Consider the following 24,291-nt stretch of genomic DNA (forward strand, 5'->3'; position numbering starts at 1 on the left):
AAATTTATTCATAATATTTAATTTTTCATATTAATTTGAACCTACTCTTTGTCCTTCATCACTACCAAAACTTATATTATTCTTAAACTTATTTTCGTTCTTTATTTTAAAGTTCTCTATTAAAGATTTCAACATTTGCGCTTGTCCATTTAATTCTTCACTTGCCGCTGCACTTTCCTCTGATGTTGCTGAGTTTGTCTGTACAACCTCAGAAATTTGTTCAACACCTAATGTAACTTGAGATATTGAATTAGCTTCTTCTTCAGACGCTTTTGCTATATCATTTACTAATTTAGCTGTTCTATTTGCTGTATTTATTATTTTTTCAAGGGACTCTGCTGTATTATCTACAATTTTTGTTCCATTTGCTACTGCTTCTATTGAATTTTCAATCAATGTAGATGTATTTTTTGCTGCTTCTGCTGATTTTGCTGCAAGATTTCTTACTTCATCTGCAACTACTGCAAATCCTTTCCCTGCTTCTCCTGCTCTCGCTGCCTCTACTGCTGCATTTAATGCTAATATATTGGTTTGGAACGCTATATCATCTATTGTTTTTATTATTCTTCCTATTTCAGTTGATGTAAATGTTATATCCTCCATTGCTTTAACCATTTCTTTCATTTGGTTATTACCTTCTTGAACTTGTTTTGCGGCATTTAAAGATAATGAATTAGCCTGCTTAGCATTTTCAGATGTACCTTTAATCTTTTCAGATATCTCAGAAATAGTTGAAGATAACTCTTCAATTGCACTTGCTTGTTCTGTTGCCCCTTGTGACAACATTTGAGATCCACTTGCAACCTGATCTGATGCAGCTCCAACTTCTTCAGAGGCTATATTTATTTGCTCCATTGTTTCACTTAAATCAGTTGTTATTTTGTTTATAGAGTTCTCAATATATTTAAAAACTCCTATATATTCTGCATTTGTCTCTGCATTAAAGTTTCCTGATGCAACTTCACCTAAAACTCTAACTGTATCTTCTATAATATCCTTTATTTCGTTACTCATTTTAATCATACTTCTTGATAAAGATCCTAATTCATCCTCTGATTCATAATTAATATCAATATCAAAATTTCCACTAGCCATTTTATTAGCAGCTACTTCAAGTTCTTCTATAGGTTTTTTTAAACTTCTTGTTATATACACACATATAACTACACCTATTATTACCGAAATAATATTTAATGTTATAGATATCGATCTTGAAGTTGATGATGTTTCTTTTACACTTTGATTAAATTGAGTTCCTAATGTTTGTGCATTTTCATATAAATTTACAGATTGATCTACACAAGAACTATATATATCCCAATATTTTGTATTTTGTGCCGTTATTTCTTCAGCGTGTTTGTAATCCTTTTTTTCTAAAAGGGCATAAACTTGTTCATATTCATTTTTTAAATTGTTAATTGAACTTCTTAAATTAGCAATTGATGTTTGGCTCTTTTTTATAATTTCACTTTCTTCATCTGAAAAAGACTTTTCAATTAAATCAATTCTTTTATTCACACTGTCAAAATCTTCTAAAATTGTCTTTCTATACTCCACTGGTTGTTCTCTCAAAATCGAATTTCCTATATTTCTACCTATAGAAACCAAGTCTCTACGAATTCCCATACTCTCACTTGTAACCATATATGGTCCTTTAAATAAATCATCATTTAGTTCTTCAGCTTTTTTTAAGTTTGATATAGAATAAAGATTTGCAGCTACCGTAACTAATAACACCACAATAAAAGACAAACTTAATTTTTTACCTATTTTTAAATTTTTCATACATAACCCTCCTTGCTTTAACTTTGCTGATATTACAAATCAAAATAATTTGCTCTATCTTTATACGGATAAATATATACATGCTTTAGAGTTTAATTGTCAGAAATTAGCTCTATTAAATATTAAAATCTTTTTATTAAATAACTTTTTAATTTAAACTAATAACTATATCTACAAATACTATTTAATTACAAAAATAAAAAAAGAAGCTTTAAAGCTTCTTTTTTGATAATTTTATTTAATAATTATTAAATGCTAATTCATTTTCTTCATCTTCATTAAAATTTATATTATTATTTGATCTGTTTATACCTTTCAAGTTAAAGTTATCTATAAGTGATTTTAACATTTGAGCTTGTCCATTTAACTCTTCACTTGCTGCTGCACTTTCTTCTGATGTTGCTGAGTTTGTTTGTACAACTTGCGAAATTTGATCTACTCCTAATGTTACTTGATTTATAGAGTTTGATTCATCCTCTGATGCTTTTGCTATATCATTTACTAAAGCAGTAGTTCTATTAGTTGTACTTATTATTTTCTGAAGTGACTCTGCCGTATTGTCTACAATTTTTGTTCCATTCTCTACTGCATCTATTGAATTTTCAATTAATGTAGCTGTATTCTTTGCTGCTTCTGCTGATTTTGCTGCAAGATTTCTTACTTCATCTGCAACTACTGCAAATCCTTTACCAGCTTCTCCTGCTCTTGCTGCTTCCACTGCTGCATTTAATGCTAATATATTAGTTTGGAATGCTATATCATCTATTGTCTTTATTATTCTTCCTATTTCATTTGATGTAAATGTTATATCTTCCATTGCTTTGATCATTTCTTTCATTTGCTCATTACCTTCTTGAACTTGTTTTGCTGCATTTAAAGTTAAAGAATTAGCTTGCTTTGCATTTTCTGAAGTTCCTTTTATCTTTTCAGATATTTCATTTATAGTAGAAGATAATTCTTCGATTGCACTTGCTTGCTCTGTTGCTCCTTGTGATAACATTTGAGACCCACTAGCAACTTGATCGGATGCAGCTCCTACTTCTTCAGCTGCTGTATTTATCTGTTCCATTGTCTCACTTAAATCAATTGTTATTTTGTTTATAGAGTTTTCAATATATTTAAAAACCCCTATATAATTTGCATTTGTCTCTGTGTTAAAGTTCCCTGATGCTACATCTCCTAAAACTCTAACTGTGTCAGTTATAATTTCTTTTATTTCTCTACTCATTTTATCCATACTACTTGATAAAGTTCCAAGTTCATCTTTCGATTCATAACTTACAGAAATATCAAAATCTCCACTAGCCATTTTATTAGCAGCTATTTCAAGTTCTTCTATAGGTTTCTTTAAACTTCTTGTTATGTATATACATATTATTATACCTACTGCTATGGCAAAAACACTACTAGCTATTGATATCGCAGTAGCTTTTGAAGAAATTTCTTTTACTTCTTTATTAAATTCTATTCCTCTAGCCTCTGCCTTTTCATTAAGAGCTGTTGCTGTTTCAACACACTTGTTATAAACTTCCCAGTATGGTGTATTTTTTTCAGTTATTTTTATAGCTCCATCGTAGTCCCCTCTTTCCATAGCAGATTGAACTATTTCAAATTGTTCCCTAAATTTTACAATAGATGATTCAATGTCATCTATTAACTTTTTATCTCCATCAAATGAACTTCTAAGTAACTTTATATTTTCCTCAACGCTATCAAAGTCTTCTCGTACTATCTTCCCATAATATTCTGGACTTTTTTCTATCATTGCATTTCCCATATTCCTACCAATAGAAACTAAATCCCTACGAATTTTCATAGTTTGATTTGTTGATTTATAAGGTCCTTCAAATAACTGATTACTTAGCTTTTCTGATTTTTTCAGGTTATTTATAGCATAAAAATTTGCACATGCTGTAATAATTAATAAAATACCAAAAGATATAATTAATTTTTTACTTATTTTCCAGTTTCTCATAAACGTATCTCCTTACCCCTTAATTTTTAATTTATTTGTAATTATGATACGGATAAATGTTTTAACACTTTAGATTTTATTTATCAAATAAAAATAAAAAAGGCTTATAAAGCCTTTTTTATTTTTTTCTCTATTTAGTTTTTATTCCAAAGAATTCTTTTGTATCATTCATAAATTTAGTGAAATCTGATTTTACATTTTCATCAACTTTTAATGTATCACTTAGTCCTTGTCTAAATTCAACTTCTGATTTAGACATTAAATCACTTGGTATTTCACCTAATTTTTTAATTCTAGTATCTAATTCTTTACTTAATTTTTCTGATTCAGATATTAATTTATCATTCATTTCTTTTACTTTAGGATCTTTAGTATCAACTTTTTTTAGTGATGTTGTAAATTCATCGACTTGTTTCTTGCTTTCTTCATAATTTTTCTTTAAATCTGCTACATATTTTTCATTTCCTGGGTAATCTTTTGTAGCTTCATCTACTCTTATTTGCTCATAACCATTGTAGTTGTCTAATCTAGCCATATTAGTTTGATACATCTTTCCAAACTCTGTTTTGTAATTTTCTAAAGTCATATCTTTATACATGTTGTCTATATTTTCAGTTGTTGATTGTGTTGCTTTTTTTTCTTCTGTTTTTTCAGCTGTTTTATTTGTACATCCTACAGCACCGAAAGTAAGTACTCCTATTAATCCTAGCATTACAAGTTTTGAATATTTCATGATTTACCTCCAAGTTTATTTGTTTAATTCTATATTTAAATAACTTTTTATACTTTTTATAGAATTTCCAAACTTCTCCGTAATTATTTCAGATATTTGAAAATTTGATTCTATATAATCTATAAAGTTCTCTGAATCTAAAGAATGTTTTTCGCTGGGGATGGATTCCAAAGCATTTATCTTACTGTTTATTTCAGTTATTAAACTATTGCTATTTTCTACTAAATCATTATTCATATCAGTGAGTTTTAAATCTTGCATTACTAAATTATTCATATCTTTCTTAAATCCTGATATATGCCTTTCACATATTACTAGTAAATTTTTGTATTCATCAAGATAGTCTGTATTACTTGTTAGTTCTTGATTTTCCAAAAACTTCTCAGCATTATCAAATTCTTCTATATATAGAGGTTCTATATATTTTTTATATGAACTAGTAAATTGCTCATTATATTCAAAAATGCTTAATCCATTTTGATTAGCACTTTCATTATTGTTTGAATTATGATTAGTATTTTTATAAAAACTACATCCACCTAATAAAACATTACCAATTATAATACAAATCATTGATAATATTTTAATATTACGCATAAAAATTCTCCTTCCAACAGACTACATTCATATTATCCCTATAAAATCAATTTTTATTTATCTAAATGAAATATTTATTTTTTTACTTTGACAAAGTACTTTGTATGAAGGAGTTCATGTGCTTTATGACTCAATGGTTTACCTAAGTACTTATCATAAATAGCTTGTACCGCTGGGTTTTCCTTTGATACTCTTAAATCAGATGATTTATCTATGTTATTTAATCCCTCTGCTCTTTTTTCTATACTTTCAATTCTTTTTTTAGCTTTAGGTTGACCTCCGCCACCTACACAGCCACCTGGACATGCCATTATCTCTATTGCATGGAAAAATTCTTCTTTTGCTCTTATTTTATCTAGCATTTTCCCGGCTTCCTTTAACCCATATGCAACTCCTATTCTAAGTTTTATTCCATCTACTTCTAAATCGCATGCTCTAAATGAATCCCATCCTCTTAAGCAAGTAAATTCTACATTTTCTAACTTTTTACCAGTCATGTTTTCTATTGCTGTTCTAGTTGCAGCTTCAATTACACCACCAGTTCTTCCAAATATTATTCCAGCGCCTGTATATTCACCTAAAACTTGATCTATTTCTTGATCCTCAATTTCTTTTAAATCTATTCCTGAGTCTTCAAATATTTTTATAAGCTCTCTAGTCGTTATAACATAATCTACATCATAGTTTAACCCTCTTGAAAACTCATGTCTTGATGCCTCATACTTCTTAGCTATACATGGCATTATAGCTACAGATGTTACTTCATCTCTACTAAGTCCTTTTTCTTCTTTAGCCCACAAGTCTTTAGCAACTGTAGCAAACATCTGCATTGGAGATTTTGCACTTGATGGAACATCCAACATATCTCCGTAGTTTTGTTCTATAAATTTAACCCAAGCAGGACAACAAGATGTAAGTATCGGAAGCTTAACATCTTTATCCCCTGCAAAGTGTTTTTCTAATCTTTCTTGTAGTTCCGCTGCCTCTTCCATTATTGTAAGGTCTGCTGCCCAAGTAGTATCAAATACATAGTCTACACCTAACTTTCTAAGTGCCGCAGCAATTTTTTTCTCAACATTTGTTCCTGGTTCAAATCCAAATGATTCTCCTATAGCTACCCTTATAGCTGGTGCCATTTGAGTAATTACAATTTTGTTAGGAGTAGCTAAATCTCTTAAAAATTTAAGAGTATTATCCCCAGCAGTTATCGCATCAACTGGGCATGATGCTATACATTGGCCACAATGAGTACACCTATTGTAGTCAATATAATGTTGTTCTTTTCTTTCTCCTATTATACAATCAACAGGACAAGCCCTTTTGCATGCCCCACATCCTATACATTTACCAGTTATAGTAAGCTTAATAAGATTATTACATTGAGCTGTATAGCATTTTTCATCTTCTATATGCTCTTCTATTTCCTCATAAAATTTATCTATTATTTCTTGCATTATATTGTGCTTTTGATTTAAAGTATCTTTTACTTCATTTGCAAGTTCTCTTAATATGAAAACATCTCTCATATTAGATCTTCCTTTACTAATTCTATCTAATATCTTCCACATTTCCATTATTTCATTTTTAACTTTTGCATATTTTTTAAATTTATCATCTTTCATTCTTCCCATTAAGAAATCTATGTAGAATTTAGCATACTGAACTATACAGTCTTCTTGAGAAAGAATTATTATAGTTCTACTACATTCTGAGTTAAATAAAGTAAAGTCTAGTTCTTTCTCTAAACTATCTTCTGTTAAAAAACCTCCAAATGGAATTCCCAATTGAGCTGCTTTAAAATCCCTATTTTTTATTATTCCTCCAGCTAAATCTATAATATCCTTAAGTGTTGCACTTTCCGGAACTTCTATAATTCCGGGGTTATTTATTTTACCTGAAATAGCAATCTTTCTACTACTATCAGTAATTTGCTTTAGCTCTTCTTCACTAAACACTGTGAAAACAGATCCCAATGAACTTTGAATTATTGTTGATTTATTATCTCCCATTTTGAACTCTCCTTAAATAGAAATTAAATTTACATTATTAATTAACTTCTCCATTATTGTAACATAATATTCCAATTAATTTTTGTAAAAAAAAAGTTAAGTTGAAACATAATGTATCAACTTAACTTTTTATTATTTATTAAATTTATCTATCTCATTCAAAAGCTCTTCAACTAAGTTATCGCCCTTTATTTTTCTGATTATTTCACCTTTTTTAAATAATAATCCTTCCCCTTTTCCTCCTGCAATTCCTATATCTGCTTCTTTAGCTTCTCCAGGACCGTTAACTGCACATCCCATTATAGCAACAGTCATATCCTTATCTACTTTATTGATTTTTTCTTCAACTTCATTTACTACACTTATAAGATCTATATTACATCTTCCACATGTTGGGCAAGATATAACCTTTATTTTATCATTTAGTAAATCCAAGCTTCTAAGTATCTCTTTTCCTACTATAACTTCTTCTGTAGGGTCTCCTGTCAGAGATATTCTTATAGTATCTCCTATTCCTTTTAATAAAAGAGCACCTACTCCTATAGAGGATTTTATAGTTCCTTTTTTTACACTTCCTGATTCTGTTATCCCTATATGAAGAGGGTAATCAACTTTTTTAGATATAAGTTCATATGCCTCTATAGTTTTGTAAATATCAGATGATTTAAGCGATATAACAATATTGCAAAAATCTAAATCTTCAAGTATTTTAACATGCCCAAGAGCACTTTCTACAAGAGCTTCAGCTGTAGCAGATCCATACTTTTCTAGAAGTTCTTTTTCTAATGAACCTCCATTTACACCTATTCTTATTTTAAGATTTTTTTCTTTACATTTATTTACAACCATCTTAACTTTCTCTATATTACCTATATTTCCTGGGTTAATTCTAACTCCATCAACCCCTTGGTCAATAGCCTCTAAAGCTAATCTATGGTCAAAATGTATATCTGCAATCACAGGTATATTTATATTTTTCTTAATTTCACCTATATTTTTAGCAGCTTCCATATCTGGAACAGCGACTCTAACTACATCACATCCAACTTCTTCTAATCTTTTAATTTGTTCTATTGTAGCTTTTGCATCTCTTGTATCTGTATTTGTCATAGATTGTATAGATATAGGATTATTCCCACCTATCTTTAAGCTTCCTACACTAACTTCTCTACTAAGTCTTCTTTCGTAACTCATAATCTCACCTTCACTTTCTAGTAAAACGTTGCTACATTCCAACTAATCTAACTATATCTTTATATGTTACAAATAACATAAACACCATTAATGCTCCAAATCCAATTAGATTTACCATACCTTCTTTTTCTGGATCTATCTTTTTTCCACCTCTTAAAAACTCTATAAATAAGAAGAATAATCTTCCTCCATCAAGAGCTGGTATAGGAAGTAAATTCAATACCCCTAAGTTTAAGCTTATTACAGCTGCTAAGTATAATACATTCAGTACACCTACTTTTGTAGCATCTGCAACTATGCTTATTACACCTATTGGTCCTGCAACTGAACCCTCTAATCCACCTGGTAAGTTTCCTGTTATTAATTTGCCTAAAAATCCAATCATTTGACCTAACATAGCTATAGTTGATTTTATAGCCATTCCAAATGATCCCAGAATATCTTTTTTATTTTCTGGATATATACCTATTAAGTAGTTACCCTCTTTAGGCTCTGGAGTAACCTCTATTTGTTTTTCTTTTCCATTTCTATCAATAGTTAATTTTAATTCTTTTCCCTTGGAATCTTGAATGTTTTTACTTAATTCATTCCAATTTTTTATATTATTACCATTGATTTCAGTTACAGTATCTCCAGCTTGAATCCCAGCTTTTTGAGCAACACTTCCGTCTATAACCTCTTTTAATGTTGTGCTTGGCATTCCTTGATACATGTATATACCTGCTAAAATTACAGCTGTCAGAATTATATTAAAAAATGGCCCTGCAAATAATATACTTGCTCTTTGAAGTATACTCTTATTTCCAAATGCTCTTGGGTCATGTGAGTCTCCATCTTCACCTTCCATAGCAACATATCCTCCAAGAGGAAGTAGTCTTATACTATATACTGTTTCACCTTTTTTAAAGCTATATATTTTCGGTCCCATACCAATAGCAAATTCATGAATTCTAACACCTGCTTTTTTTGCAAATAAAAAGTGCCCAAGTTCATGAATAAAAACTATCACACCAAAAGCTAAAATAGCTATTAATATAGTTATTATATTCATATTTTCACCATCCTATTTTATACACTGTTTTACAAACTCACGGCTCCAATTGTCTATATGTAATATCTCTTCTAATGTCGGTTTTTCTATACTTTTATGTGCTTCTAACGTTTTTTCAATATACTTAGGAATATCGTAAAACTTAATTTTATCTTCTAAAAATTCATTTACTAAAACTTCATTTGCCGCATTTAATACTGCACAGTATGTACCTCCCATTTTTAAACTATCATAAGCTAGTTTCAAGCATGGGAATGTATTTAAATCTGGCTTTTCAAATGTTAAGCTGCTTAGTTTAGAAAAATCTAATCTTTCAAAATCATTAAGTAGTCTATTTGGATATGTTAGAGCATACTGTATAGGTAATTTCATATCAGGGCATCCCATCTGAGCAATTATAGAACTATCTACAAACTGAACCATAGAATGTATTATACTTTGAGGGTGAACCACTACATCTATTTTATCCGGTTCTACATTAAATAACCATTTAGCTTCTATAACTTCTAATCCTTTATTCATGAGAGTTGATGAGTCTATGCTGATTTTTCTTCCCATACTCCAATTCGGATGTTTTAATGCTTCATTTTTAGTTACATGTTCTAGTTCTTGCTTAGATTTACCTCTAAATGGTCCTCCTGATGCAGTTAAAATTATACTATCTATTTCTTTTTTATTTTCACCATTTAAGCATTGAAATATAGCACTATGTTCACTATCTACAGGAAGTATATCTACATTTCTTTTCTTCGCCTCTTCCATTACTAATTGACCTGCTGTAACTAAAGTTTCTTTGTTTGCAAGTGCTATAGTCTTACCTTTTTTTATTGCCTCAAGAGTAGGCACTAAACCTATCATACCTACTATAGCAGTTAAAAGTACATCTATTTCATCTAAAGATGATATTTGTACCAAGCCTTCCATTCCACTTAAAACTTTTATGTCTATATCGCTTGGTATCATATTTTTTAATGCTTTAGCACTATCTTCATCATATACAGCAACATACTTTGGTTTAAATTCAGTTATTTGTTCTAATAATAAATTTATGCTACTATTTGCAGATATAGCTACTACTTCAAACTTATCTTTATTTTTTCTCACTACATCTAATGTTTGAGTTCCTATAGAACCTGTTGACCCCAATATTGATATTCTTTTCATTGCCTTTGTATTCCTTTCTGATAATTTAAATATTATACAATTAAAGCTTCAGAAACCCCTGAAGCTAAATAAATAAATATATTGCATAATAAACAAATGGTGCTACTAGTATAACACTATCAAATCTATCTAATATACCACCATGTCCTGGTATTAATTTTCCATAATCTTTTATTCCTACGTATCTTTTTATAGCTGATGCAAATAGATCTCCAAATTGTGCTACAATACTTCCTATACTTCCCACTAAAACCATGTGGGGTATATCTAACTTAAAGATATAGCCAAATATTACACAACAAATTGTAGATCCTAAAATTCCACCAATACTGCCTTCGATTGTCTTTTTAGGACTTATTGTAGGTATTAGTTTGTGTTTTCCAAATAAATACCCACTAAAATATGCAAATGTATCTGTCATAAATGATATAATAAATATCAACCATACATAAATTGCACCTAATTTAAAATCATTAATTGTTAAAACTATATAATCTAAGAATATAGGAACATAAAATATTCCTATAAATGTTATAGAAAAATCTATAATATTTTTCTTGCCTGATAAAATATAAATTATTCCTACCAAAAATAGTAAAAATACAATTACATATGTGTATTCATTTTTCAAATTTAAAATATGCTTTAAAGACAAGTATACGGCAAATAAATATCCTAAAATACTTATAGGTTGTATATTTTTACTTTTAAATGCCTTATAAAACTCATCCAATGCAATAATTCCTATAATAGCTTCTGCTATATATAGTGGTAGCCCCCCATATATTACAAATAGTAATAATGGTATTAGCGCTAATGCAGCAATGATTCTTACAACCATAAAATAATCTCCTTACTTAAGTCCACCAAACCTTCTATCTCTACTTTGGTAAACATATATAGCTTTTCTTACTTCATTCCCATCGAAGTCAGGCCAGTATACATCTGTAAAATAAAATTCTGAATATGCAATTTCCCATAATAAGAAGTTACTTATTCTCTGTTCACCACTAGTTCTTATAATTAAGTCTGGGTCCGGTATAGACTTAGTGCTTAAATATTTTGTTATAGTATCTTCAGTTATATCTTCTATATCTATTTTACCACTTTTACAATTTTTTACTATATCTACAACTGCATTTTTTATATCATTTCTACTACCATAATTTAATGCTATATTTAAGTTTAATCCAGTATTATCTTTAGTTATATCAATTGCATTTTTTATAGCATCTAGAGATTTACCAGGTAATACATCTATATCACCAATAGTTGTTATTTTTACATTATTTTTATGTAGTTCTTTAAGCTCTTTGTTTAGATATGTATAAAGTAGGTTCATTAAAGCATCTACCTCTAACTTTGGTCTTTTCCAATTTTCTGTAGAAAATGCATATAAAGTTAAGTGCTTTACCCCTAATGCTGAACACTCTTTAGTTACAGCTCTTATAGCTTCAACTCCAGCTTTATGACCCACTGTTCTTGGAAGGAGTTTTTCTTTTGCCCATCTCCCATTCCCGTCCATTATTATTGCTATATGAGTAGGTACGTTACTTAAGTTTATGTCATATATAGTGTTTTTATTCATAAACTACCTCCCAATAAAATTTTCTGACTCCTATTTTAAGGAGTCAGCAAAGTATGTTTGTATTATTTCTATACTATTTCCTACTTTAGATATTTTAATAACTCTGGGAATAATTAAAGCATCTTGATCTTTGTAACCATTTATAGTAGTTATAGTATATTGTTTATTTTCTTTTTTAAAAAAGCTCTCTACTTCTTCAGTATGAAGTCCTAATAAGTTATAATAACTTTCCAATATTATACCGCCATTATATCTTGTTCTTTAGCTTTTAATAACGCATCTACTTCTTTTACAAACTTATCAGTTAATTTTTGAACTTCATCTTGAGATTTCTTTAAATCATCTTCAGTTATATCGCCATCTTTTTCCATTTTTTTAAGTTTATCGTTAGCATCTCTTCTTTCATTTCTTAATCTAACTTTAAACTCTTCTGCTACTTTACCAGCTTGTTTAGCTAATTCTTTTCTTCTTTCTTCTGTTAAAGCTGGAACTGATATTCTTATAACTTGTCCATCATTAGTTGGGTTTAATCCTAAATCTGAATTTCTTATAGCTTTCTCTATTTCAGCCATAACAGTCTTATCCCAAGGATTTATCATTAAAGTTCTAGGTTCTGGAACTGATATTGCCCCTACTTGATTTACAGGAGTTGGTGTTCCATAGTAATCAACTCTTATTTTATCTAACATTTGAGCATTAGCTCTTCCTGCTCTTATTGTAGTAAATTCTGATTTAAGAGCTTCTATTGTTTTATTCATTTTTTCTTCTAATTGTTTTTTTACTTGTGCGCTCATTATATTTTCCTCCTTAAAAGTTTATTATTTTACAGTAGTTCCTATATTTTCACCCATAACCGCTTTTATTATATTCTCTGTAGAAAGTTCAAATACCTTTATTGGTATCTTATTATCCATACATAAAGATGTAGCAGTTGAGTCCATAACTTTAAGTTCTTTTTGTAAAACTTCTATATAACTAAGTTCTGTAAACTTTTTAGCATCCGCATGTACCTTTGGATCTTTATCATATACTGCATCAACATTTTTTGCTAATAATATAACTTCTGATTCCATTTCTGCAGCACGAAGTGCAGCTGCTGTATCAGTTGAGAAGTAAGGATTTCCTGTTCCCGCTCCGAATATAACAACTCTAGATTTTTCTAAGTGTCTAACTGCCTTTCTTCTTATATAAGGTTCTGCTATTTGTCTCATTTCTATAGCAGTTTGCACTCTTGTTAATACATCTATGTTTTCAAGAGCATCTTGTAGAGCCATAGCATTCATAACTGTAGCTAACATTCCTATGTAGTCAGCAGTAGTTCTGTCCATACCTTCTGATGTTCTTCCTCTCCAGAAGTTACCTCCTCCAACAACTACAGCTACTTCTACACCTATACCTTGAATTTGTTTTATAGCATTAGCTATTTCATTTACAACGTCATTGTTTATACCAAATCCCTTTTCTCCAGCTAGTGCTTCTCCACTTAATTTAAGTAATACTCTTTTATACATCGGCTTTGTCATTTGAAATCCTCCTTAGTTAATCCACTTTTTAAAAAAGAGAACACCGAAGTGTTCTCTTTTGGTTAATTACTTAAGTTGCTTAGCAACCTCTTCAGCAAAGTTTTCTTCTTTCTTTTCTATACCTTCACCAACTTCGAATCTTACGACTCTAGCAACCTTTATTTCAGAACCTACTTTTTTAGCAACGTCTGCAACTAATTGCTTTATAGTTAAATCTGGGTTTTTAACGAAAGTTTGCTCTACTAAACAAACTTCTTTTAATTGTTTTTCTAATCTTCCCTTTATCATCTTTTCAACTATATTAGCTGGTTTTCCTTCATTTAATGCTTGTTGAGTTAATATTTCTGTTTCATGAGCTATGTAGTCTTGGTCTACGTCATCTTTAGAAACATACTTAGGATTCATAGCAGCAACTTGCATAGCTATATCTTTTCCCATTGCTAATACGTCAGCATCTCTTGCTTCTGTTTCTAATTCAACTAATACACCTATTTTACCACCACCGTGGATGTATCCTGCAACTTGTCCGTTAGTAGATACTTTTTCGAATCTTCTTATGTCTAACTTTTCTCCTATAGTAGCTATTCTGTTGTTTAATACTTCAGATAAAGCTCCTTCTTTATGAGATTCAGTTAATAGTCCAGCTACATCTTCTTTCTCAGTAGCTAAAGCCATTTCAGCAACATCTTTAACGAAAGTTTTGAAATCTTCGTTTTTAGCAACGAAATCTGTTTCTGAGTTTATCTCAACTATAGCACCAACTGTGTTATCAGCGTTCATTTCTATAGCAACTAATCCTTCAGCAGCTATTCTATCAGATTTCTTAGCAGCTTTAGATAATCCTTTTTCTCTTAATAAATCTATAGCTCTTTCCATATTTCCTTCAGCTTCTTGTAAAGCTTTTTTACAGTCCATCATTCCGGCACCTGTAGTTTCTCTTAACTCTTTAACCATTTGTGCAGTTATAGCCATTGGTATTCCCTCCTATATATTACTAATGGTAAGGGTATGCCCCCTTACCATTAAATTATTTTATTATTCTTGATCTTCAGTTACTTCTTCTTGATCATCAGCTATAGCTTGTCTTCCTTCTATTATAGCAGTTGCCATAGCACCAGTTATTAACTTAACAGCTCTTATAGCGTCATCGTTACCTGGTATAGCAAAGTCTAATTGCTCAGGATCACAGTTTGTATCAACTATACCTATTACTGGTATACCTAATCTGTGAGCTTCTTGTATAGCTATGTTTTCTTTTCTTGGGTCTACTACGAATATAGCAGCTGGTAATTCAGGCATATCTTTTATACCGTTTAAGTATTTCTCTAATTTTTCTTTTTCAGCTCTTAATTTTATAACTTCTTTCTTAGGAAGAACGTTGAATACTCCTTCTTCTTCCATTTTTTCTAACTTTCTTAACTTGTCTATTCTAGTCTTTATAGTTTTGTGGTTTGTTAACATTCCACCTAACCATCTTTCATTAACGTAGAACATTCCACATCTTTCAGCTTCTTCTTTTATAGCTTCTTGAGCTTGCTTCTTAGTTCCTACGAATAATATAGGTCTTCCAGTTTCAGCTACTTCTTTAGTGAATCTGTAAGCTTCCTCAACTTTTTTAACAGTTTTTTGTAAGTCTATTATATATATTCCGTTTCTCTCTGTGAATATATATTGAGCCATCTTAGGATTCCATCTTCTTGTTTGATGTCCGAAATGAACACCAGCTTCTAATAATTGTTTCATTGATATTACTGCCATTTTTACCTCCTGGTTTTACCTCCGACTTGATCAACTCTCTAAAAAACCCTCTAGGCACCTTTTAGAGATCACATAGCCGTGCGTTATTTTATTTTTTACCTCAGTTAGTATATCATAGCCTATTATAAATTACAATATATTTTATGAATTTTATATCCTTATTAATATGTACTATTATTTTATATTTTTCTTCATTTCCCTAATTAATTATTGACAAATTTTAAAATATATATTCAAATTAACTTTTTTAAATCAATTTTTAATTTTTCAGCACACAAAAAAATAAGATAGATGATTAACTCTATCTTATTTTTTGTGTTATTTTGAAAGTAACATTTTAATTTTAGTAATTAAAGATGCATTATTCACATCTTTAGCACTAACTATATCAATGCTTCCCAATATTTCTCCATTATCAGTATAATATTTAATTACACCTAATACATCACCTTTTTTAATAGGGTATTCTAGTTCTTTTAAAGTTAACTGGGAATTTAAATTTTCTTTATTTCCTAAGATTGTATATAACTCATCTTTAGTTCTAAGCTCTACTTCTAATTCTTCTAATCCTTTTATATATTTTTTCCCTATCAAATCATTTTTTCTTATTACTCGTTCTGTATGGTAGTTTTCTTTTCCATAGTTTAGCATATCTAACGATGCTGATAGTCTTTTGTTTTTGTGATTAGCTCCTAAAGACACCCCTATAACTCTATATTTCCGTATATCATTTTGTTTTTTTACATTCATCGAAAACGATAAGCAGTATCCTGCATTGCCTGTATATCCAGTTTTAATTCCATCAACATCAGGAATTATTCTTAATAAAGGATTTGTGTTATTTTTTTCGAATCCTCTACTTGGATTTGAATAAGTTCCCATATCAGTAACTGATGTAACTTGTTTTTCATAATTGTCAAACATGTACTTTCCAAGGGTTGCTATATCTCTAGCTGTTGATATATTTTGTTTTGGTTGAGCCTTAGGATTTTGTAAGTCATATATAGGTAATCCATGAGGATTTACAAAGTGAGTATTATTCATACCTATATCTTTAGCCTTTTTATTCATAATCTTTACAAACTCTTCTGGGCTTTTCCCTATATGAGTAGCTATGGCAATTGCTGCATCATTTCCCGAAACTATCATTAACCCTTTCATTAGTTCAATTAACTCTACATCTTCATTTTCTTTCAAATGATAACTCGATCCTTTTACAGATGCGATTTTTTTAGTTATTTTAATTTTATCTTTCGCATTTACTTGCTTATTTTCAATAGCTTCTATAGCTATTAAAAATGTCATCATTTTACTTAAACTAGCTAATGGTCTTTTTTCATCTGGGTTTTTAGCATATAAAACTCTATTTGTATCTTGGTCTATTAATATAGATGATAGAGAATACTTATCTACTTCTTTTTCCTTTTCTGTTGCAAATATAGTGTATGGAGTTATAAATGCTAAAATTAAAATAAATGATACTGTTTTCTTTACTCCTAATGTCATTTTTTTCACCTTCTTAAGTTAATAAGTATATATTAATTTTTAACTTATTTACTTAAATATATATCTAGTAATTATTTACTATCTTGACATTTTCCTAAAAATTACAGAAGCCCATGATGCTCCCATAGTTACACCAATAAAAACCTCTATACTTACTAGCACTTTCCCAGCTATATTTATTACCGTCATATCTCCATATCCTACGGTACTAAATGTAATCATACTAAAATACCATAAATCAATATAGGTTTTAATAAAATCATGTATGTTTTTAAATTTATCTATTTTTATTATTTCATTGTTATAATTAATTCCCGTTATCATATATAAAATAGCAAACAAACTTATTATAAAAAAAGATATTATAAAAATATTTAGAGGCTTTTCTCCATATCCAATTATTATCCTTGATAAAAAATCCATAAATTTAGCATTTATATATTGCATATTACTTCTAAATGCACTTCTTTTTATACATCTGCCTCCATAATATCTTTCCATATAATAATAGTGTCCAAGTTTTTCATAATCTCCAGTTACACTACACTGATTTTTTGCTATTCTATAATTAATCTTTGCATTTTCATAATCATTTTTACTATACTCTATATTTTTCAATAAAACTTTCGAACAGTTACTAAAAATAATACCATCTAATCTAGGCATATTTTTTATATTTTCAAAATAAACCTTCTGACCTTTTATCTTTGAATGTATAAAAATTTTTTCACTAGTTAAATTTTTAGCAAAATCTACATTTTCAAATATACAATCTCCATAAAAAACACATTTTTTAAAAGATACATTACTTTTAAATATGACATTTCTAAAAATAATATTTTTTTCAAATCTACAATTATCAAATACTACATCTTTTTTAAATAAAGCATTAGAAAAATCTATATCTTCATTTTGACTTAACTCATATAGTTTATCGCTATTTATAATAACAACTTCATCAAATATTAAATTAGTATAATCTATGCATTGTTTTTTTTTAAAATTTATATGTGATCTAATCATCGACTATACGTCCTCCAAATTTTATAGTTATTATTTTTTGATATTAACTAAATTTTATTCATAATATAATAACTTCATTAGTTATAAAAAAAACTGTTTCAAAGTTAATCTTTGAAACAGTTTTAATTTATAGTCATTCCAAGCACTAAAAAAGAAGCTATAGCAATTGCTCCTAGTGCTGCAAATTTACTAAATCTATGTATGTGTTTATTATTTTTTATATGTTCATCTTTATATACTGCTAAATCTTGCTCAATATTTTTATTTTCCTCATCTTTTTCACATATGTTTTCAACTTCATATAAATATTCACTTAAGTCTATTATAACTTCTTGAGGTGTTTGATATCTATGCTTTCGACTTAATAATTTTTTCACTATATTTATTATTTTTTCCGGACTTTTTTCAGTATCAATTTGTTTCCAACATATCCCCTTGTCCATTCTTCTTATAATATCCTCTTCATTTTTTGCTTCTCCATAAGGGTGTTCTCCAAATATCAACTCAAATAAAATTACTCCTAAAGCGTGAAAATCACTACTTTTATCTGTATATCCTAGGCAAATCTGATGAGGGCACATATACTTTAAATTTTTAGAAAATTTTTTTATTCCATTATTAAAAATTTTATTATTAGATTTTATAATTCCAATATTACTTAACTTTACATTATAACCTTCGTCTATAATTATATTGCTCGGCTGTAAACATCCATGATATATATCATAACTATGTATTACTTCTAGTGCATTTAATATTTGTCTAAAAATTATAATTATTTCATCAATATTCAATTTATGAAATTTAGTTAGTTGATTTAAAGTACTACCTTCCATATACTCACTTATAACATAGTATAATTCCGTTCCATTTTCAAGTTTATCCATACCTACATCTTTTACTTTAAGTATATTTGGTGAGTTAATTTCATTTATAGATGTTGATTCATCAATTAAATTAGATATAAATTTTTCACTTCTAATTATTCCTTTATCTATGATATTTATAATAACAAGTTGCTTATCGTAAGAATCTCTTCCTTTATATAGACACGAGTTAGAACATCTTCCTATTTCTTCTACAATTTCATATCTTTTTCCTATATATACCAAATAATCTCCCTCCCAATATGCATGCAAACATTTTCTACCCTCAGTTATATTATAACAACTTTGGAAATAATTGTAATTAATAAGTATTACATGACCACATTTATATTTTTTTGTTATTTTATATAGTTTCAGTGTTTTAGTTTATTTTTGTGGTCATACCCAATTATTATTGACTTTAAACTTTTTTAAATTCTCTGAAATTAATATAGAGGTGTTTTAATATTTACAAAAATATCCGTATACAATTTGCTAGATTTATAGAAGTCAAGCAACTATAACCCTTTAAAATTATATACGGATATATATATATATTATTTAGTATATTATTATTAATTTTATTTTTTCTTATATGAACTTGTTGTTATGTACTCTTTTTTCGTTACTTTTCCGTTAGAATCTTTAAACTCTCTATAAGTCTTAACCACATTACTACTTCCTACATTTTCAGTTACTACACTTATATTTTGTTTATCCTTTGAGCTTCCATATATAGTACTTGTTACTGTTCCATTATATGCTGAATTTTTTATATATATAGGATGTTTATATGGATTTTTAAATTTTAAATCTATAGATCCATAGGCAACAGTTGCATCTTTTCCTTTAGGTGCATATGTAGATGGCAATGAGTGATTTCTAACATTTGTTATATCAAGCCCTGAGTAAAGAGCTGAATTATATATAGTTGTAGATACTTGACATACGCCCCCTCCAGATCCATCTTGTACCTTCCCATTTACAATTACAGGTGCATCTTTATAACCATTAGATCTACTTCTAGGTCCCGTTGATGTATTGTATGAGAATTCTTCTCCTGGCATGAGCACTATATTACTAGTACTATTAGATGCCCTAATTATATTGTAAGCTCTATTAGCTGATGAATTTGTATATCTAGTACTGTGAGTTGCCAATAATGAGTCTACACTTTTTAACATATCTGAAGTTATACTTGGTTTTTCGCTTTTTATGGAAAGCTCCATCCCGTTAAACTTATTTTCAGCTAAAGATTTTTTTATATTTTCCTTCGTAGATTTTTTATCTACTTCTTGTCCTATAACCTCTGAAGTTATAGTGAAACTTCCTGAATCTGATATATATAGCTTTGCATCAGCAACTTTTTTATTTGCCTTTTTGCTTATTTGATCTAATGCCGAATCTAATTTTTTTTCATTATATGTAGGATTTATAGCTATTACTTCTTTATTTCCTCTTTGAAGTGAAATAACTCTTTCCACATTTTTAAAATACGAATCAGTTTTGTTGAATTGGTATGCATTATCAACAAATTTGTTTACATCGTATTTTAAATCAATTTTATTTGGATCTATTGTAAAACTTTTATCATTGTAATCTATAGCTATACTTTTAGGCTTATATTCATTTGCTACGGCTAATTTAGCCTCATTAGGTGTAAGATCTGAAACATTTACATTTCCAATATACATATTAGTAGCTATCTTGCCATTGTAAATGTATTTTTTATTAAATGATTTTATGCCTATAGCTGCTATTATTATAAGTGTTAAAATAATTGCTGCTAAAATACTTAAATTTTTTTTTGATGTGTTATTGAGTTTTGCTCTTTCTTTTTTTTCTTCTACTGCTATATTTTGTTGCATTTCATTCCCCCCTACTTTGCTTAAGATAATTATATTTAAATGAACTTTATAAAACAACGTTTCTTAAGTATATGTAACTTTATTGTCACAATTGTAGAGGCTTGTATATTTATATAATAAATTCTCCTATTACAGGATAATGATCAGATAAATCAATAAATTCTACTTTATATTTACTCGGTCTTAAATTTTTAGACATAAATATATAATCTATTCTAGATTTGCTAGGTTCAAAAGTTTCTATATTTTCACAATCAAACAATATAGCTAAATCATAATATTCTTTTATTTTTACATTTATTTGGTTAAAATCACCACATATAATGATTTTCCCTCTTAATTTTTTTCCATAGTTATATATTTCCTCAATTTGAATTTGTCTTTCTTCTTCACTTAACCCTAAATGGGTATTTATTATGTTAACTAATTTATTATTTATAAAAAATTGTGTATGAATAAATCCTCTTTGCTCTTTTTTGCTACTTAAATAAAACCCATCTACATAGTTTACACCTTTAGTAAAATAGATAGCAATTCCATAATTATCACTTTTTAGTTCTACAGTTTTTAAAAAGTACCCTTGGATATTTAAATCATTTAAAATTCTAAAATGTATACTCTCTAGCACTTCTTGAAGACATATTATATCTGCATTTATATTTTTTAAAAAACTTAATAATTCATCTAGGGTATCTTTATTGTGTAAATCCATCCCTTTATGAATGTTGTAAGTTATAATTTTCATTTATCCTCCTAAATTTTAGTTGCATAAATTTTAACTTCTTTCTTTTTTTATCCTTGTACATTTACCTTGATTTATAACAAATAAGAATCCCATTTTTTTATATAATTCATCTAATTCTCCTATGCTAACATCTCCCTTTCTTAGGTTATTTATAGTTATTTCCTCTAGTCTTCTATTTGATATCATCATTGGTCTTTCTCTCCTTCATAAATTAATAATTTATACTATTTATATTCATGTATGACATTATTTATTACTAAACTTCAACCGAACAACTGTTCCTTTAATACTTATTAAAAATCAAACACCTGTTCGTTTTCAATAGGAAAAAATTATTTTTTATGTTTTCTAGAAGATAAATCTTTTAAATAAGCTTCTGAAGAATTTTTTAAAGTTGAAGTCCATTGATTATTGTTTTCATTTTTTTGTATAGATTCTGACTTGCTTGTTAAATCATTCAAAGAAGTTGCCCATTGATTATTAAATTCAGTTTTAGTTTTCTTAGACATTTTTAAATCTCCTTTATTTTAAGTATGTAGTTATTTTAAGCTTAAAATATTAAATTTATTCTAAGTAAAATTTTGGAGTCAAATAGAATTTTATATGAATTTATACTATAATCTATTGACACTTAATGCTATTTAATGCTTATATTAAAGATATAAGTTTATATATTATATTAGGAGGTAAAAATGAAAGTAAATTGGAACAGTAAATATACTACTATATCTGTGTATTCGTTTATAGTTATTTGCTGTAGTATTATTTTTTATCGCATTGCGAGTGATACAAGTGTATTTATGGGGAAAATAAGTAGTATTATATCTACGCTTCAACCATTTATAATAGGGGCTGTTATAGCTTATCTATTGAATTTTATATTAGTATTTGTGGAAGAGCGAATATTTAATAAAAACAAATTAAATAAATTAAAGCCTAAAAGTAAAAGAGCTCTAGGTCTTTTAATTACTTATATAGCAGCATTTATTTTATTAGCTTTATTTGTTCAATTTGTATTACCTCAATTAGTAGAAAGTATGCTTGGACTTGTCAATGATATACCTACATATTTAACTAATTTATCAGATCTTTTAACTAAATATACAAAAGATTTGAATATAGATAAGGAATATTTAGATATAGCGGTTACAAAACTTACTGACTTTATAAACTATTTTATAAGTATTGCTGCGGAATTACTTCCAGTTGTGGGACAAGCTTTAGGAATAGTAGCATCTAGTGTATGGAATATAGTTCTAGGAGTTATAATATCTATTTATTTACTTATAGACAAAGAAAAGTTTTGTGCGTTAGGACGAAAAGTAGTGTGTGCAGTATTTAATGAAAAACATTCTAAAAGAATATTACAACTAGTTGATAGAAGTAATGATACATTTGGAAAATTCTTGAGTGGAAAAATAATAGATTCTGCTATAATAGGAGTACTTACTTTCATAGTACTTACTATATTCAAAATGCCATATGTACTGCTTATATCAGTAATAATAGGCATAACAAATATAATACCATTTTTTGGACCTTTCTTTGGAGCTATACCTGCAACTATAATAATCCTATTCGTATCACCAATAAAAGCATTATGGTTTATGCTAATAATTATAGTTATTCAACAATTAGATGGAAATATTATAGGACCTAAAATATTAGGTGATTCTATAGGTATTTCAGCATTTTGGATTTTATTTTCACTATTAGTGGCAGGAAAATTCCTAGGTTTAGTAGGAATGATTATAGGAGTTCCTTTATTTGCTATAATTTACTCAATTATTAAAGAAGTAATAGAGGAAAAACTAGATAAAAAAGGTCTACCTGTTAATACGAAAGATTATTTTAAAAAGTAAAATAAAAAACTACCCAGATTTAAATTTGGGTAGTTTTTTATTTTTATAATTTTTATTCAAACGTTTGTTGGGGAATAGTTTTTTTATAGAAATCTTAATGATTAATGTATGATAGGTAATTAAATAAAATTATCTATTTAAGTTAAAAGTACGTGTGGTTTCGAATTTTACTTAATTTGAATAAAATAATAAATCTGATAAAATTAATATTATCGTAAAAATAAAAAATATAATTCGAAAAGGAGGGTTTATGAAAAAGCAGATTTTACCTAAAACATTACTGTTTATAATTATATTTGCATTCATAAATATTTTTATTTCTATATTTGGAAAAGAAAATTCTTTAATTGGGGTTATAGTTATAACTATGTTGCTAATGCTTCTACAACGAAACTTAGCTATATCTCCAATTAAAAATACATTTAAATTGGTAGGAATCAATTTATTTTTAGGAGTATTTTCATTTTTAGCTGTTCAAAATATATTTTTAGGAATTGTTTGTAATTTAGTAGCTATGTTTATAGTAGCATACCTATTTAGTTATAATTTAAGAAGTCATTTGGATGTAGCATTTGGATTGTTATATTTATTTATGATTGGAGCGCCTGTTAGCTTAGATCAACTACCTTTAAGACTAACATCTTTAGCTGCTGGGGCTTTAATCATAATGATTTCACAAATATTAGTTAATAAAAATAAATTAGAAAAAGCTAGTGATAAAGTATTAATGGATTTAGGTATTTATATAGCCCAAAAAGCTGAATATTTAAAAAATCAAAATGACTATAGTGAATCTTTGGATTTAAAAATAAATAATTCAATGCGAAAAATAAAAACTATTATTTATGATAATAGAAAAAAAGGTTTCTTCTTGACTGGTAATGGATCTAATGTTTTTAACATAGTTTTTAATTTTGAAAGAATAAATACTATGCTAGATGATTATAGACAAAATACAAGCTTGTATGATAGTGAAGATTTATCAATGATTAGTTATGAATTAAATAATTTAAAGTATCATTTAAATAAAGATATAAATCAAAA

23 protein-coding genes and 1 pseudogene are annotated in these 24,291 nt (G+C 28.1%); 2 read left to right on the top strand and 22 right to left on the bottom strand.

What is annotated here, in order from left to right; translation table 11 throughout:
• Positions 1-30: 30 nt before the first annotated feature.
• The 22 genes from VN21_RS14430 to VN21_RS18895 all read right to left on the bottom strand — a co-directional run bounded on the left by VN21_RS14430 (position 31) and on the right by VN21_RS18895 (position 21,894).
• Entirely contained in the window at positions 31-1,785 is a 1,755-nt protein-coding gene (locus tag VN21_RS14430) for a methyl-accepting chemotaxis protein (protein ID WP_046823882.1), read from the bottom strand.
• 238 nt (positions 1,786-2,023) lie between these two features.
• A complete protein-coding gene (locus VN21_RS14435; RefSeq protein WP_046823883.1) occupies positions 2,024-3,760 on the bottom strand; it encodes a HAMP domain-containing methyl-accepting chemotaxis protein in 1,737 nt (578 codons plus the stop codon).
• A 130-nt stretch (positions 3,761-3,890) separates the two neighbouring features.
• Entirely contained in the window at positions 3,891-4,493 is a 603-nt protein-coding gene (locus VN21_RS14440) for a hypothetical protein (RefSeq protein WP_046823884.1), read from the bottom strand.
• A gap of 15 nt (positions 4,494-4,508) precedes the next feature.
• Positions 4,509-5,090 carry a hypothetical protein gene (locus VN21_RS14445; RefSeq protein WP_046823885.1) on the bottom strand — a complete coding sequence of 194 codons (582 nt, stop codon included), beginning with the start codon at positions 5,088-5,090 and terminating at the stop codon, positions 4,509-4,511.
• Between the two features lie 74 nt (positions 5,091-5,164).
• Entirely contained in the window at positions 5,165-7,099 is a 1,935-nt protein-coding gene (locus VN21_RS14450; protein ID WP_046823886.1) for a [FeFe] hydrogenase, group A, read from the bottom strand.
• 132 nt (positions 7,100-7,231) lie between these two features.
• Positions 7,232-8,293 (bottom strand): flavodoxin-dependent (E)-4-hydroxy-3-methylbut-2-enyl-diphosphate synthase, encoded by a 1,062-nt coding sequence (gene ispG, locus VN21_RS14455; RefSeq protein ID WP_046823887.1) that lies wholly within the window; start codon positions 8,291-8,293, stop codon positions 7,232-7,234.
• A gap of 31 nt (positions 8,294-8,324) precedes the next feature.
• On the bottom strand, positions 8,325-9,344 hold the full coding sequence (gene rseP, locus VN21_RS14460) for an RIP metalloprotease RseP (protein ID WP_226896719.1): 1,020 nt from the start codon (positions 9,342-9,344) through the stop codon (positions 8,325-8,327).
• Positions 9,345-9,356: 12 nt separating this feature from the next.
• Positions 9,357-10,508, bottom strand: a complete 1,152-nt coding sequence (locus VN21_RS14465) for a 1-deoxy-D-xylulose-5-phosphate reductoisomerase (protein ID WP_046823888.1) — start codon at positions 10,506-10,508, stop codon at positions 9,357-9,359.
• Between the two features lie 64 nt (positions 10,509-10,572).
• Positions 10,573-11,349 carry a phosphatidate cytidylyltransferase gene (locus VN21_RS14470; RefSeq protein WP_021429455.1) on the bottom strand — a complete coding sequence of 259 codons (777 nt, stop codon included), beginning with the start codon at positions 11,347-11,349 and terminating at the stop codon, positions 10,573-10,575.
• A 12-nt stretch (positions 11,350-11,361) separates the two neighbouring features.
• Positions 11,362-12,096 carry an isoprenyl transferase gene (locus VN21_RS14475; protein ID WP_046823889.1) on the bottom strand — a complete coding sequence of 245 codons (735 nt, stop codon included), beginning with the start codon at positions 12,094-12,096 and terminating at the stop codon, positions 11,362-11,364.
• A gap of 30 nt (positions 12,097-12,126) precedes the next feature.
• Positions 12,127-12,330, bottom strand: coding sequence for a hypothetical protein (locus VN21_RS14480; RefSeq protein ID WP_046823890.1), 204 nt, complete (start codon positions 12,328-12,330; stop codon positions 12,127-12,129).
• A 2-nt stretch (positions 12,331-12,332) separates the two neighbouring features.
• A complete protein-coding gene (gene frr / locus VN21_RS14485) occupies positions 12,333-12,890 on the bottom strand; it encodes a ribosome recycling factor (RefSeq protein ID WP_046823891.1) in 558 nt (185 codons plus the stop codon).
• Positions 12,891-12,914: 24 nt separating this feature from the next.
• Positions 12,915-13,619 carry a UMP kinase gene (pyrH, locus tag VN21_RS14490; RefSeq protein ID WP_021429515.1) on the bottom strand — a complete coding sequence of 235 codons (705 nt, stop codon included), beginning with the start codon at positions 13,617-13,619 and terminating at the stop codon, positions 12,915-12,917.
• 66 nt (positions 13,620-13,685) lie between these two features.
• Positions 13,686-14,591, bottom strand: coding sequence for a translation elongation factor Ts (tsf, locus tag VN21_RS14495; protein WP_046823892.1), 906 nt, complete (start codon positions 14,589-14,591; stop codon positions 13,686-13,688).
• 63 nt (positions 14,592-14,654) lie between these two features.
• Positions 14,655-15,377, bottom strand: a complete 723-nt coding sequence (gene rpsB, locus VN21_RS14500) for a 30S ribosomal protein S2 (protein WP_021433574.1) — start codon at positions 15,375-15,377, stop codon at positions 14,655-14,657.
• Between the two features lie 318 nt (positions 15,378-15,695).
• Positions 15,696-16,883, bottom strand: a complete 1,188-nt coding sequence (locus VN21_RS14505; protein ID WP_046823893.1) for a D-alanyl-D-alanine carboxypeptidase family protein — start codon at positions 16,881-16,883, stop codon at positions 15,696-15,698.
• Positions 16,884-16,961: 78 nt separating this feature from the next.
• A complete protein-coding gene (locus VN21_RS14510; protein ID WP_052952084.1) occupies positions 16,962-17,906 on the bottom strand; it encodes a potassium channel family protein in 945 nt (314 codons plus the stop codon).
• Positions 17,907-18,028: 122 nt separating this feature from the next.
• Positions 18,029-19,018 (bottom strand): protein kinase domain-containing protein, encoded by a 990-nt coding sequence (locus tag VN21_RS14515; protein WP_046823894.1) that lies wholly within the window; start codon positions 19,016-19,018, stop codon positions 18,029-18,031.
• 335 nt (positions 19,019-19,353) lie between these two features.
• The gene (locus VN21_RS14520; RefSeq protein WP_046821971.1) at positions 19,354-20,640 is read right to left on the bottom strand and encodes a VanW family protein; all 1,287 of its coding nucleotides are present in this window, start codon (positions 20,638-20,640) and stop codon (positions 19,354-19,356) included.
• A 109-nt stretch (positions 20,641-20,749) separates the two neighbouring features.
• Positions 20,750-21,385, bottom strand: coding sequence for an endonuclease/exonuclease/phosphatase family protein (locus VN21_RS14525; protein ID WP_046821970.1), 636 nt, complete (start codon positions 21,383-21,385; stop codon positions 20,750-20,752).
• A 30-nt stretch (positions 21,386-21,415) separates the two neighbouring features.
• Entirely contained in the window at positions 21,416-21,574 is a 159-nt protein-coding gene (locus VN21_RS18890) for a hypothetical protein (protein WP_021429484.1), read from the bottom strand.
• A 143-nt stretch (positions 21,575-21,717) separates the two neighbouring features.
• Complete coding sequence (locus tag VN21_RS18895) at positions 21,718-21,894, bottom strand: hypothetical protein (RefSeq protein WP_167335605.1); 177 nt, start codon at positions 21,892-21,894, stop codon at positions 21,718-21,720.
• 183 nt (positions 21,895-22,077) lie between these two features.
• On the opposite strand from VN21_RS18895, the gene VN21_RS14530 reads away from it, so the two are divergent.
• Both VN21_RS14530 and VN21_RS14535 read left to right on the top strand, forming a co-directional pair.
• Positions 22,078-23,247 (top strand): AI-2E family transporter, encoded by a 1,170-nt coding sequence (locus VN21_RS14530; RefSeq protein ID WP_046823895.1) that lies wholly within the window; start codon positions 22,078-22,080, stop codon positions 23,245-23,247.
• A gap of 250 nt (positions 23,248-23,497) precedes the next feature.
• Positions 23,498-24,291: pseudogene (locus tag VN21_RS14535) on the top strand (FUSC family protein); the annotation flags it as partial.

It is taken from the genome of Paraclostridium benzoelyticum, from assembly GCF_001006285.1.
In the GTDB taxonomy this organism is placed as follows: domain Bacteria; phylum Bacillota; class Clostridia; order Peptostreptococcales; family Peptostreptococcaceae; genus Paraclostridium; species Paraclostridium benzoelyticum.